The following is an 11598-nucleotide window of genomic DNA, read 5'->3' on the forward strand; positions in this document are numbered from 1 at the left end:
TGCCATGTCGATCATCGCCTCGTCCCATGTTTCAGGGTCGGCAAGATGCCGTGATGGATTGCAAACGCTTTCAAAGGTTCGTATGTGTATGATCTAAGAAAAGGATACACATCATGCGGACCAACATCGTCATCGACGATAATCTTATGAGCGAAGCTCTCCGGGCAACGGGCCTCAAGACAAAGCGTGAGGCCGTTGAGCTCGGCTTGCGGACGTTGCTTCGGCTTCGCAAACAGGACGAGATTCGGAAGTTTCGGGGTAAGCTCGCTTGGACGGGCGATCTTGATGCCATGAGAACCGACGGGTGATCCTCGTCGATTCCAGCGTCTGGATCGATTATTTCCGGGGCGATGCCACACCGCAGACGGAACGATTAGACGCATTGCTAGGCGCCGAGCCACTGCTGACCGGCGACATCATTCTGGCTGAAGTCCTGCAGGGTTTCACCAGCGACCGCGACTTCAACGTCGGGCTGAGATTGATGGGGTCTCTCGACCAGATCGATATCGGAGGTCGCGATATCGCGATCCAGGCGGCCCGAAACTTTCGGGCACTACGCGGCAAAGGGGCCACTATTCGCAAGACCATCGATACGCTTATCGCCACCCGTTGCATAGAAGACGGGTTAGCACTGCTCTACAGCGACCGCGATTTTGATCCTTTCGTGGAACATCTCGGACTCTCGTCGGCCATGTCGGACGCACGCCGATGATGTGATCCCTGCAAATCTGGATCGTAGCTCCAGATTTGCAGGGATAAGTCGTTGCTCGATTTCGCTTCTTCGCCCTGAACGGATATCCAACCGGAATAAGCTCGAAGTTATGGCTTTGCTCGGCGTTGCGGTGAGATGTCCGGCCCTTGAGCAACAATTCCCGTGAATTTCGAAAACGCCCGGACCCCGGCTTGCAGGGCGCATGCCGGTCAGTATCTTTACGGCGAGATATAAATTGCGCGCGATATTGGGCGCATGATTCGGTGCCAACGGCAATCGGAATGATCCGGTTCGTATCGTTCACCGGTCGGACTCATGCGGCCGGGTATCCGGATTCAGGATAGGCTGTTTCGCTGAAGCTCGTCCGATCAGGTCTCGACTGATTTCTCGGGAGTGGGCAACGAGATTGCGCGTCTTTTCGCGAAGCATGAGCTGGCCAATAATCCCTTCAACATAGGCGGGATTCGTTTTGTTGATGACTGCCAGAGCCGTTTCGCACCTCGCGCGGCCGCAATGCTCAATAGCCCCGACTACATAGTCGGGTCCAAAATGCTCGGCGACCGCTGCAAGGTCGAACATATCGCGCGGCTGGAAACTCCAACCGCGATAGAAGACCTTTTTAGCGATGATTTCCGCTGGCGTTTCAAGCGCGATGGCGTGACCTTGAACGTCGTGCGCTCGTGTTGGATCTGGAATGATGCTGTCGCAGCAGATGAAATCAATTTCGCCCAGATCGTGATAAGCAAGCTTCAGCATATCGGTGCCTGCCTGATAGCTGTCAGGAGCGTGATCGAGTTTGATGCCTTGCGTTTCCGGATTGAGAAATGGGAGGATTTGTGGATCGTCCAGAAACAGGTCGATGTCGTGACTTTCACGATGATCGATCTGCAGCATCAGTGCGGTTCCGCCGCCGAAGCTCCACTGAGGCGCGAAGCCGTTCGCCTTCCTGAAATGGTCAAGAATATCTACGGCGAGATTGAAAAGGACCGGCCATTCGCTCGGCCGCTTTGCAGACACGGCGTCAGGCCGCCAGCGGTAGCGTGTAGCCCGAAAGTTCGGAGATTTTATCGGCGACTTGGCTCGCTTGACTTGCGTCTACGCCCATCGCTGCCATGAACTGTTCCTGGACGTTCAGCGGCACTTCGGAGAAGAAAGCGAAAACCGGCGCGTTGCAGTCAATCGCGCTCTTCAAGTCGACGATCATGGCAGCAAGCTGATGTGCGGAAACGGCCGCCCCATAAGGGGCGTTCACCGTCGTCAGCACTTGAGTTACAGCGTTTGCCATCATTCCACTCATAACACGATCCTGTTTGGATCGTTGTTTTCATATAGTCGCGAGCGGTTATCAAAACAAGAATCTCGCTCAGGTCGCGTCCTACGCCCGACGCGAGGCAATAATGACAAGACCAGATTCAGCTTATGAAGCATGCATCATGGCTTTGATGTTTCAAGCAGATTCCGCGCCAGAGCTAAGAAAGTTCCGTCCGGCTTATCGCGACGGGCCCCCAACGATTCCAGTGAATTTCGAGAGTGCGCGGACGCCTACCGCTGGGCGAACGCCCGTCAGCATCTTCGCGGCGAGATAGAGGTTGCGCGCTAAATTGGGCGCATGATCGGTCCCGACGGCGATTGGAATGATCCGGTTCGTATCGTTCATCGGACGCACCCATGCGACCGGATGCCCGATCCAGGGCAAGCCGAGCCGGCCCGATCGCAGCATCGCTTCCTGCGCGGAAATGGCGCGGACCTGCCAGCCATATCGCCTTCCCAGACTTCCGAGCTTGGTCCAGAGATCGGCGCAGGGAACGCAGCCGGGCGCGGTGCTCATCTCGACGACGAAGGCCGAACTGCGTCCGCGCAGTTCCTCGGTAAAGTCCGGCGGGAAAGCGCGCGTCACCGGAACGCGCGAGAGCCAGTGGTTCATCGCCGCAGTTGTTCCGACCGGATGGATCGCGGCGCGCGCTGCATCCTCGCGGCTGACAGTCTGCGCCATGCCGGGCGAAATGACTAGGATGCTCATGCTCAGCGCGCTTGCACATCGCGCCAACATACTGAACTCGCCTTGCAGGTAAGGGGATTTGCTCTTACCTTGTGCTATTGAAAGGACTCGCCACATGAACGCTGTTACCATTACCGCGAAAGGGCAGGTCACGCTGCGGAAGGAATTGCTCAGGCATCTCGGCGTCCATCCAGGCGACAAGATCAGCTTTGACAAACTCCCCGGCGGTGAAATCAAGATTCGGGCCATCAGGCCTTCCGGAAAGATTGAGGATTTCTTCGGGTCACTCAAGCGGGAAGGCCAGCGGCCCATCTCGATCGAGGAGATGAATGAGGCCATTGAAAAGGGCTGGGCCGGACAGCTGTGAAAATTACTGCCGACACCAATATCCTCGTCCGATCCGCAACGCTGGACGATCCCGTTCAAAGCCCCTTGGCAAAAAAGCTCCTGAAGGAAGCAGAACTTGTTGCTGTGACGCTTCCGGCCTTGTGCGAGTTCTGCTGGGTGCTCAGAAAAGTGTATCGCTATGAGGCGGCAAGGGTCGCTGCATCGGTCAGATTGCTTATCGACGCCGGCAATGTCGCAGCGGACCGACAGGCTGTTGAAGCGGGGCTTGCAATACTGGAGCAAGGTGGAGACTTCGCTGATGGGGTCATCGCCCACGATGGCCAATGGCTGGGAGGCGAGACCTTCGTGAGCTTCGATCGAGGCGCTGTTGGCCTTCTGGCAAAGCATGGGCAATCTGCGATGAACCCCGATCAATCGAAAGCTTGATCCAACTGCGCTGCGCTGCTCGGCAATAGACGCTGTCATCGACGCGGCTCCAAGCCCGCACCGACGAGGTCGCCGCCCAACACACGGGGATCGGTCGCGGAAACCGGCCCATTGCCGAGTGCGTCGAAGAAACCATCTTCCTCGCCCGCGCCGGTCAGGAACTGTTCGGGCCGAATGTCGCCGAGCATCAGCCGCACGGCCTGGTATGTGGTCTGCGCGAGATTGGGATAGGATTCGACACCCGACGCGATCACCATCCTTGCCGAGCTGTCGCGGCGGATCACCATCGTCGTCGGTGTCACCTCGACGCCGAAGCGCTGTCCGAGCTCCGGTCGGCGCTCGAGATCCATCTGTGTGACCTGCCAGCCCGTCTCCTCGCGGAACCGTTCGAGGATCGGCCATTGCACCCGGCAATAGCCACAGGAATTCCGCGAGAACATGACGAGCGCGAACTGGCTTGCGTGGGCGCGGAGATACCGGCGGCGAACCGCTTCCTTCTCGGCACCCATCGCCGCGCGCGCGTCGCCGACGATCGGGTTGGCGGACTTGGCATTGAGTTCGGGGTTCTGAAGCAAGGCGATCTGAGTCACGCCTGCGAACGCACGTGCCTTGCGCCGCGCGAAGTCCTGCAGCCGCCAGAAGTCCGCGACCGCGTCGACGGTGAGCACGGTCGCTGCATAGTCGCGTTGCTGCTCGATCAGCTTGCGGATTTTGGGCGGCGTCCATGTCGCCAGTTCCGCCATCGGCGGTATCGCCGGCTTCATCAGCGCGTCGGGCTCGGCATCCGCATCTTCGACCGGCGGCGGTGCCTGATACCACCAATAGCCCTGCTTCGGTTCGCGGGTGGGTGAGGTCGGCTGCGCGGCGGCGGGGAAGGCCGTGATGAGCGCCGCGAGGAGGGCAGGGCGGATCACAGCAGCTTCTCCATGCGGGTGAGGCGCGCGATCGGCACCGGTCCGTAATAGCGGCTGTCGAACCCGCTCGGGTGCAGCGAGCCGACATAGATCAATCCCGGCGGGATCAGCCCGTGATCGGGCCGCCAATAGTCGAGCCGCTGGCCATTTCGCCCGTAGGGCTTGGTCACGCCGAGCAGGACGCCGTCGCAATAATACCACCCGTCCATGGCGTGGGGCTCCATCGTCGACGGTTTCTCGATCAGCGATATGCGCTCGCCGGGCATGCAAAGCGCGCGCTTGGTCACCTTGACCGGTTCGGGGCCGGCCAGCGGATGGGAGAGCATGAACAGGACGAAATCGCCCTTCTCGATCGGCCCCGGCGCCGCGCGCACCGCCCAGGCGTCGATCGACGGCGACATCACGAGAATGGCTTGCTGCATCGCCCAGCACGTCAGAAGCCCGAGTGGCACAACGATCGCCGTCGCCTTCCAGAGCCGGTCGGGGCGCGCGGGCTCGCCGAGCCCCGGACTGCCGAGCGCAACGGCTGCGCGCCGCGGCAGTCCCTTCAAACCGATCGCCAGATGCTTACCGGCCTTCCAGGCGAGACTGAGCATCGCGCACCTCCTCTTTTCCGCCGAGGCGGGCAATTTCTTCGAGCAAACCGGAAAGGGCGGCATCGCCGTAAGCGATATGGCTCCCGCGCGGACTTTCCTCCTCGCGCTCGCAATAGGGGAGCACCGGATCGCCCGGGATCATGGCGAGCGCGGGCACGCGGGTGACGCCGTGCTGGCGAAAGACCAGCGGGTCGACGATCACCTGCACGTCGCGCATCACGCATGCCGGTCCCTCGCAGCCGGGATCGAGGCGGAGAATCTCGGCGGTGAGCTTCGCCATCGGCGCGACCTTGGCCATCCCGCCCGGCATGCCGCGAAACGCGAGGACACCGCGTGCCTTCTCGAGCTGCGCTGCATAGGTGCGCAGCGTTGACGACGGCATCGACGAGGAGACGAACAGCACAGGCACCCAGCCTTTCGCCGCCGGCGCCGGACCGGCATCGGCGACGGCCTTGATCTCGGGCGCTTCGAGCCCGAGTGCCTGGCCGAGCCGCTTCGCCATCGCCTCGCGCTCTGCGGCGAAGCGGTCTTTGCCGGTCTCAAGCGCATCGCGGGCGCGGGCTTCCATCGCTGGCGACTTGGCACGGTCGCGCATCGCCTCGAAGGCGCGCCGGCGTTCGACCTCGCTCGGCTTCGGCAGGTCAGATGGGCCGTTTTGCTGTTGGGCTTTGCGGCGCGACACCGCGCCCTTCAGCCGGTCCATCGCCGCTTCGCCCTCGCGTTCTACCTTCTCGCGCGCCGACGGGTTGTCGTCGATGCCCGGCGATATTTGCGCTGCGGCAAGGCCGGCGATGCCGGCTACGTCGGCGAGCGCCACCGCGAGTACGGCGCGGCGCCTAGCGGCCGATGGCCTGCATATAGGCATCGATACGATCCTTCATGTCTGACTGGATGTCGGCCTGCGCGCGGGCCTGAACTTCCGAATAATATTCGGAGAGGTCCATTCGGCTGAAGTCGAGCGCTTGGAACTCTTCGGGCGTGAACCCGCGGCAGTTCGGCGTCTTCACCGGTCCCCAGCCATCCGCGAACGACTTCAGCTGCGGGCGGCCCTGTTCCTGGATGATGCGGCCGAGCTTGGTATTGAAGCAGCAATGGCTGCGCGACTTCTGGACGCAGATGCCGAGGATCTTCGACGAGCAATAGGAGCCGACCTCGACGCACATGCCCGAGCCGCGTAGCATGCCCGTCTCCATGTCCTGCTGGTCGCAGGAGGAGAGGAGGAACTCGATCATGACGTTGACCGCGAGGCTGATCGCGATCGAGGTCGGATCGATGCCGACAATGATCGCATTGGCGCCCGCGCTCGCCGCCTGGCTTGCCGTCGCGCCCGCCTGGAAGGCGGCATAGGCGGCTTGGGCTCCGGTGAACACGCCCTTGGCGATCGCGATCTTCGTCTGCGTCGACGCGATCGACGAGCCCATTCCGTCCTTGACGATCTTACCCTTGTCCTTGCAGCAGTTGGAAAAGGTTGTCTTGAGGCCCGCTGGGCGGCAGCGCAGCGCGCGGCCGCCGAATATCTCGATGTTCCCGAGACAATTGCCGTCGGTGTCGACTTCGCCGTCGGCGGGCGCGCCCGGATCGTCGACGACGGGTTCATCCTCGATCGGGTTTGCCGCGGTATCGATGCAGGCGTTCGGCGAGCAACTCGGCACGCCGCCGCTCGCCAGCGTCTCGCACGCATATTGCGAACCAAGCGGGCAGGACGACGCGCCGCCGGGCTCGGGCGCGCACGATGCCCGTTCGATCGGGCACTGCCAGCTACCACCTTGCATCCCGACGCAGCTAGCGGTCTCGCCCGCGTCGTCGGCGTCACCATTGCCATTGAGGTCGACCGCGCAAATCTGCTGCGCCTGCGCTGCCGACGCGTAAACGGCGAGCGCGAAGGCGACGATGCCGAACAGGATCAGCGCGAGGCGCGACGGCCAGAAGAGAAAGCGGCCCATCATCGCGCTGTCGCCGTGCAGGCGAGATCGGCGCCAGCGAGCCTGACCGTTTGCATCATGACCACCGCCTCGGGAAAGGTATCAAGGCAGCCGCAGGGCGTGACGATGGTCTCGCCGGGACCGGCGGGACAGACATTGCCCGGTGAGCAGGCGTGATAGAAGGTGTCGAAGCCGGTCGGGCTGGTCTGCTGCGCGCCGACGACGCCCGCAGGCGCCGCGTCGGTATTGGCTTTCGCAGAGCGCGTCTTGCAGACCGCCTCGCAAGCTGGAACCGAGCCGCGATCGGGAAGCGCGAAGGCGCGCGTAGACGCGGCGCTGCCGCCGTCGGCCGTCCGAACGCGGTCGGCGAGCAGCGTCTCGGTCGAACGATCGATGATATAGGCGCCGCGCGACAGGTCGGGTTCGGGCATCGCGCCGGTGTCGATCGCGCATTTATAGGTCCGCTGGCGCAGGAAAAAGTCGCGGGTAAGGGTAGCGGTGCAACTGCCCGTGCCGAACTGGCGCGACCGCGGGAGGGGGCGAAGGCCGGTGCCGACGCCGTTCAGAAACGTCTGGACGCCATCGACGCTCTCGCTGTCGAGGCGGCACTTTTGATTGGCGCCAATATCTTCGCACTGGTCGACGAGCCGGTCGCTCGGTTCGCATGCGTCCGAAACGCGAATCTCGACGTCGACCAGTCCCCATTCGGTCGTGAGAGGCGCACCGCCGCCGCCGCCGCGCACGCGTGCCGACACCGTCGTCGGCCCCGCCCGCAGGTCGGTGGTAAAATCATAGGAGGTGTAATTGCGCGCCGCGCCGCCATCGGTGCGGCAGTCGCCTGAAGGCAATCCTGTCGTCAGCCACGGACGCGGCCCCGCGGAGCCGACGACGCGGCCGTTGATGCGGCCCTGGACCCAGTCGTCGGCGCCCATCTCGACGATCCGCGCCGACAGGAGCTTCGCGGGGTCGCTGACTTCGAAGCGCGCGGTGAAGATCGGCGGCGCGCTACTGCAATTGCCATCTCCGATGATGCGAAAGCGTCGGCAGCCTTCGCCGCAGCCCTGAACCGAATAGATGACGCCCGTCGCGGAGACGATATCCTCATACGCGAGCGGCCGCAGTGTGACGTCGCGTTCGATCGTGCAGGCGCGGACCTGTTCGGCCTTGCCGATGCCGGCGGGCGATCCCTTGAGGCTCTGGAACAGCGAGCTTCCGGCTGCGGTCGCCGCGGCGTCGCCGAGGATCGAAGTCGGACGGCCGCGATAGGCTGTTTGCGGAAGGTCCGGCAAAGCCGTGCAGGCGGTTGATTGCGCTCCGACATACTGGATCAGCGGGCCGTTGATGCGCGCCTCGGCCACGCCGACGCGGGGATCGTGGCTCGTGAGTGCGCCGATCGCGCCGCCGCCGAGATCCTTGAGCACCGACGGCAGATTGTCCATCACGAGATTCGCGCCGCAGCTGTTGTTGACGCAGTAACAGCCCGCGAGTTCGGCCATTTCGGCGGCGGCGAGCCCCAGGTCGCCCGAGACATCGACGTTCCAACGATGATAGTTGCACGCGTTCCAGCTTCCGGGCTGGCAAGCGATGACGCCGTTGGCGCAGATGCCCGAGACGGGCACGGGCAAGGTGGACACGCGGTCGAAGCTGCCGTCGAGATCGGTGTCGCGGGCGATGCGGACGGTGTTGATGTCGCCCGTGCCGTCAGGCTGGATCAGGATTTCGAGGAGGCTCGATGTTTTCTGGCAGGCGAGACTCGGCGTAAAGCTCTGGCTGCGATCGACCGTCGCGATCGGCTGTCCGCTGAGGCCGGGGGTGAGGTAATTCTCCTGGATCGCCTTGCTGGTCGAGGACTTCGCGCGAGAAGCTTCCGCGGCTGCGCGCGCGCGGTCCTCGACTGACTGCGCCAGTGTGCTGGCGGAAGCCATTGCCGCCATCGGCAGCAACAGGAGAGAAACCGAGCGCTTCACGAACGATCACCGTCCACAGTGCGCGATCCATGCGCGAGCCGAAACAGGTCTCCCGCCCGGAAGTCATCGGATCCGGGCGAGAGGTGCCGATAGACGGCCTGGCCGTCGAACACCGTGAGCACCGCTTTTACCCGAGGACACGGCGGGATCAGGGCCGGTCTCGCTTGTGGCGATGGCAATTTACCCGTATCGTCTGCAGGTGGAGCGGCGCCCGAGAGGGGGCAGGGCGCCGCTCCCGCCTCGCGCGCCTGCCGGCAGCCACCGGGGCTGTGGCGGGCAGACCGGGCCGATTCCGGGCTGCGCACGAGACGATCGGGAAGTGCCGGGTCAGGGCGTCGAAATGCCGGCACAGCAGATCGCTTTCTCGAAGAGCATGAACTGGGCGTTGTCCTTGCCCGGCGCGTGTTTGCCGGAGGTCCAGAGCGCGCCGGGACGGCCGATGTTGACGCACTTGCCGCCCTTCACCGGCTCCATGAGCTGGAGTTTGTATCGGCTCTTGGTCCAGATCGGCTGCGGCTTGAACGAGCAGCCGTCCGCCGAATGGATGGTCAGCGCGCCGAGCCGGCCCATCATGAACGTGCCGCGCGCTGCCAGCCCCGCCCAGGCTTCGACGCGGTCGCCCATGTGAATGTCGCCGGCGACAGGATAGGTGCTTCCCCAACTGCCCATGCACCAGAAGAGCGGGTCGATGACCTTGCCCGCTGCCGCCGCGGCGCTGTCGGACATGCAGGCAAGGCCGGCCGCGGGATTGCCGAACAGGATGCCTTCGGGCTGGATGATCGCTCCCAGCGTCCCCGACTGCCAGGTCGGCATCACCTCGGTCATCAGCGCGACGTCGAAACCGTCATCCTCGAGGCACGGAAGATCGCTGAACATGTCGAGCATCTTCCAGACCGGCGCGACATAATAGTGCATCTGCGCGAACAACTTCGTCGTGTTCGTGCCGTCCGAAATCGACGACTGGCTGCCCTGGAGCTTGCCGCCGGTCGCCATGATGTCCGTGCCGAGCGCCATCATGCAGCCGGGTTCGGTCACCACGTCGATCATCCGGTTCGGAGTCCAGAAACTGACCTTGACACCGAACCAGAAGGTTGCACCTTTGCGGCACGCACACAGCGGTTTCGACGCCGATTGTGCGTCGAGCGCCTTGTCGAGCTTGTCGTAGCTGCCGGCGCGCACGCCGCCGATGGTGATGGGGAAGATGCAGTTCCAACGCACCTTGGTGATCGGGTTGAAGATCGTGTCGCTCGGACATTTGGATGCTTGCGCTGGAGCGGGGATGAAAGCGAGAACTGCGCCGAGCCCGACGGGTACCGCCCAGCGAAAGGACCGGCGCGTCTTCTTCGGCTCGACTTGGCGCCTGGCGCCGCTGCTCCCCGATGCGGAAGTCGCGCGCAAGTGTCGGCAAGCTGGCATGACTTCTCCGTTCCGCCAGGTAGGGCGCTGAAAAGGTTGGATGAGGCTTCGGCGCTCTGTATGGGCGATTGGCCTGCCCGAAGCGGAGATGGACCCGCCGACATGCTCGTCGCAACCAGATGGGAAAGGATATGCCGCGGATGGGCACATCGTTGCCGCTATCAGCGGTGCGGGGCCGGCTTCCGTGACGCTGAGGTTGGATTTGCCGATCAGATGTCTGCTCGCGGTCCCGTCGCGTCCTTGCGGACCAGACCATGGCGAAGGGAAGGCACCAAAGCTCGCTTCTTGCGAAGCGAGTTCCTCCAGGCATCAACGAAGTCGACGATCGGGCCAAATGGGACCCTGCGGAATCTTGCGAACTTCATCGAAGTAAAAAAAGACGCCCGTCCAGCCGAAGCCAGGCGGGCGTCAAGATGAAGAACTCTGTCTTCGTTTCCGATTAGAGCTCCCCTGGGTCGCGGCGTCCGAATAGGCGGATGACCGGATTTGCGATTGGATGAAGGCGCCAAAAAAGAGCTGGCGAAATTACGGCGTGCTCGCCGAGCGTAGGATTTGGCTCGCGGGAGCCGGGCCTTTTCGTTCAAGCGCGAACTCGCTGACCTCGAGCTTTTGTCCGACCTGCGCGACTATGACCGGCGCAACGCGAAGATCGAGCCGCTCCTTCACGCGCTCTTCGAGAATGAACAGCGGGCGCGCAACCTTCTCTCCGAGTGCGATCGGGTCGGTCACCTCCGGGCCGCCTCCGGCGAGCAATATCCAGTCGCTCGCCCGCGCGTGGCCAAGCGCCCAGTTCAGGTCGCGCGAATGAACCACGATCAGGCGCTGCGGCATCGACACATAGGTGAGGGGGTTGAAGGTGTAGCCTTTGGGATAGAGCAGTTTGCCGTCGTCCAACCGGACCTCAAAATCGAGCGTGTGGAACGGCACGACGCTTCGTTTCCTGTTCGCGCGCGCAACGCCGAGGGCGGCTGACTGCATTGCGCTCCACTTCTCACGCGGACCGAAACGACCCGCGATGCTTTTCGGCTGCTGCGCAACGCGCGCCTCGATTTCAGAAAGGGCATCGGGTTCAGCGATCGCCCAGGTGCGCCCGATCGCCGCGGTCTGTCCACGCGCCGTGGCGGCGATGACGAATGCCCCAAACACGAGCATCAACGAGGTGCCAAACTGCCAGGCGGCCACTCGAATGCTACCGCGATCATGTTCCACGACGATATCTCCTCCATCTTTCTCGCGGATCGGAGCTGCCAACACCGATGATCGCACCGACAAGTGAAACCAACGAGAGAAGGCTCAGC

At 63.1% G+C, this 11598-nt stretch carries 14 protein-coding genes; 4 read left to right on the plus strand and 10 right to left on the minus strand.

The genetic code is table 11. The annotated features are described in order from the left end of the window. Nucleotides 1–113: 113 nt before the first annotated feature. Entirely contained in the window at nucleotides 114–308 is a 195-nt protein-coding gene (locus tag ATE71_RS15460) for a type II toxin-antitoxin system VapB family antitoxin (RefSeq protein ID WP_058804243.1), read from the plus strand. After that, entirely contained in the window at nucleotides 305–712 is a 408-nt protein-coding gene (locus tag ATE71_RS15465) for a PIN domain nuclease (protein ID WP_058804244.1), read from the plus strand. Before ATE71_RS15460 ends, ATE71_RS15465 begins: the two co-directional genes overlap by 4 nt. A gap of 300 nt (nucleotides 713–1012) precedes the next feature. On the opposite strand, the gene ATE71_RS15470 is transcribed toward ATE71_RS15465, so the two are convergent. The 3 genes from ATE71_RS15470 to ATE71_RS15480 form a co-directional block, all read right to left on the minus strand. Further along, a complete protein-coding gene (locus tag ATE71_RS15470) occupies nucleotides 1013–1729 on the minus strand; it encodes a nucleotidyl transferase AbiEii/AbiGii toxin family protein (protein ID WP_052208291.1) in 717 nt (238 codons plus the stop codon). 4 nt (nucleotides 1730–1733) lie between these two features. Then, nucleotides 1734–2009 carry a hypothetical protein gene (locus ATE71_RS15475; protein WP_223181289.1) on the minus strand — a complete coding sequence of 92 codons (276 nt, stop codon included), beginning with the start codon at nucleotides 2007–2009 and terminating at the stop codon, nucleotides 1734–1736. 192 nt (nucleotides 2010–2201) lie between these two features. Further along, a complete protein-coding gene (locus tag ATE71_RS15480) occupies nucleotides 2202–2732 on the minus strand; it encodes a hypothetical protein (RefSeq protein WP_052208289.1) in 531 nt (176 codons plus the stop codon). A 94-nt stretch (nucleotides 2733–2826) separates the two neighbouring features. Here ATE71_RS15480 and ATE71_RS15485 point away from each other — a divergent pair, with 94 nt between their 5' ends. Together ATE71_RS15485 and ATE71_RS15490 are read left to right on the plus strand one after the other, a co-directional pair. Continuing rightward, nucleotides 2827–3078, plus strand: a complete 252-nt coding sequence (locus ATE71_RS15485; RefSeq protein WP_039575504.1) for an AbrB/MazE/SpoVT family DNA-binding domain-containing protein — start codon at nucleotides 2827–2829, stop codon at nucleotides 3076–3078. Further along, nucleotides 3075–3485, plus strand: coding sequence for a type II toxin-antitoxin system VapC family toxin (locus tag ATE71_RS15490; protein WP_054588716.1), 411 nt, complete (start codon nucleotides 3075–3077; stop codon nucleotides 3483–3485). The genes ATE71_RS15485 and ATE71_RS15490 overlap by 4 nt, the downstream gene beginning before the upstream one ends. A gap of 35 nt (nucleotides 3486–3520) precedes the next feature. On the opposite strand, the gene ATE71_RS15495 is transcribed toward ATE71_RS15490, so the two are convergent. The 7 genes from ATE71_RS15495 to ATE71_RS15525 all read right to left on the minus strand — a co-directional run bounded on the left by ATE71_RS15495 (nucleotide 3521) and on the right by ATE71_RS15525 (nucleotide 11452). Then, nucleotides 3521–4399 (minus strand): conjugal transfer protein TraF, encoded by an 879-nt coding sequence (locus tag ATE71_RS15495; RefSeq protein ID WP_082665250.1) that lies wholly within the window; start codon nucleotides 4397–4399, stop codon nucleotides 3521–3523. After that, nucleotides 4396–4995, minus strand: a complete 600-nt coding sequence (locus ATE71_RS15500) for a S26 family signal peptidase (RefSeq protein ID WP_054588715.1) — start codon at nucleotides 4993–4995, stop codon at nucleotides 4396–4398. Before ATE71_RS15500 ends, ATE71_RS15495 begins: the two co-directional genes overlap by 4 nt. Further along, nucleotides 4967–5860: a type-F conjugative transfer system pilin assembly protein TrbC gene (locus ATE71_RS15505; RefSeq protein WP_054588714.1), complete on the minus strand. Its 894-nt coding sequence runs from the start codon at nucleotides 5858–5860 to the stop codon at nucleotides 4967–4969. The genes ATE71_RS15500 and ATE71_RS15505 overlap by 29 nt, the downstream gene beginning before the upstream one ends. Then, complete coding sequence (gene traN / locus ATE71_RS15510) at nucleotides 5832–6941, minus strand: conjugal transfer protein TraN (protein ID WP_039575491.1); 1110 nt, start codon at nucleotides 6939–6941, stop codon at nucleotides 5832–5834. The genes ATE71_RS15505 and traN overlap by 29 nt, the downstream gene beginning before the upstream one ends. After that, on the minus strand, nucleotides 6938–8884 hold the full coding sequence (locus ATE71_RS15515; RefSeq protein WP_321164285.1) for a hypothetical protein: 1947 nt from the start codon (nucleotides 8882–8884) through the stop codon (nucleotides 6938–6940). Before ATE71_RS15515 ends, traN begins: the two co-directional genes overlap by 4 nt. Nucleotides 8885–9211: 327 nt before the next feature. Then, entirely contained in the window at nucleotides 9212–10165 is a 954-nt protein-coding gene (locus ATE71_RS15520) for a TraU family protein (protein WP_039581037.1), read from the minus strand. A 660-nt stretch (nucleotides 10166–10825) separates the two neighbouring features. Next, nucleotides 10826–11452, minus strand: a complete 627-nt coding sequence (locus ATE71_RS15525) for a hypothetical protein (protein WP_054590308.1) — start codon at nucleotides 11450–11452, stop codon at nucleotides 10826–10828. Nucleotides 11453–11598 lie beyond the last annotated feature (146 nt).

The organism is Sphingopyxis sp. H115 (assembly GCF_001468465.1).
In the GTDB taxonomy this organism is placed as follows: domain Bacteria; phylum Pseudomonadota; class Alphaproteobacteria; order Sphingomonadales; family Sphingomonadaceae; genus Sphingopyxis.